Source organism: Salipiger sp. HF18 (assembly GCF_011806505.1).
Lineage (GTDB): Bacteria > Pseudomonadota > Alphaproteobacteria > Rhodobacterales > Rhodobacteraceae > Salipiger > Salipiger thiooxidans.
Window position 1 is genome coordinate 1 of record NZ_JAATOS010000933.1, and the last position, 727, is coordinate 727.

General features: G+C 70.7%; 1 pseudogene. It reads right to left on the bottom strand.

The features are described 5' to 3' along the window. A pseudogene (locus HC022_RS28080) lies at positions 1-727 on the bottom strand (ATP-dependent DNA ligase); the annotation flags it as partial.

Consider the following 727-nt stretch of genomic DNA (forward strand, 5'->3'; position numbering starts at 1 on the left):
CCCTCGAAGGCGATTTCGAAGACCAGCTCGGGCCGCACCTGCCGCACCGGGCCGAAACGCTGCAGCGTGTTGCGGCGCACCCAGCTGGTGATCTCGTTGAACTCGGCGTCGGTGAGGCCGGAGTAGGCCTTGGTGAAGGGCACGAGCTCGTTGCCGTCCCACGCCGCGAAGGTGAAGTCGGTGAAGAGGTTCGCGCGCCGTCCATGGCCCTGCTGGGCGTAGATCATCACCGCGTCGACGCTGAGCGGGTCGAGCTTCCACTTCCACCAGTCGCCCTTCTTGCGCCCGGCGAGGTAGGGCGCGTCAAGGCGTTTCAGCATCAGCCCCTCGGCGCGGCGCTCGCGGGCGGTGGCGCGGGTCTCGGCCAGCTCCTGCCAGTTGTCGAAGGCCACGCGGGGCGAGGGCAGCACGGGGGCGTCGGCGGGCAGCCCCTCGAGCAGCGCATCCAGTCGCGCGCGGCGCTCGGAGAGCGGCCGGTCGCGGATGTCGAGACCATCGGCCTCGAGCAGGTCGTAGGCCAGCATCACCACCGGCGCCTCGCGCAGCAGCTTCTTGGGCACCGTCTTGCGCCCGATGCGCTGCTGGAGCGTGTTGAAGGGCAGCGGCCGGGTGCCGTCCCAAGCCACCAGTTCGCCGTCGAAGACATGGCCCGGCGGCAGGAAGTCGAGGGCGCGGGCGAGCTCGGGGAAGCGGTCGGTCATCAGCTCCTCGCCGCGCGACCAGACGT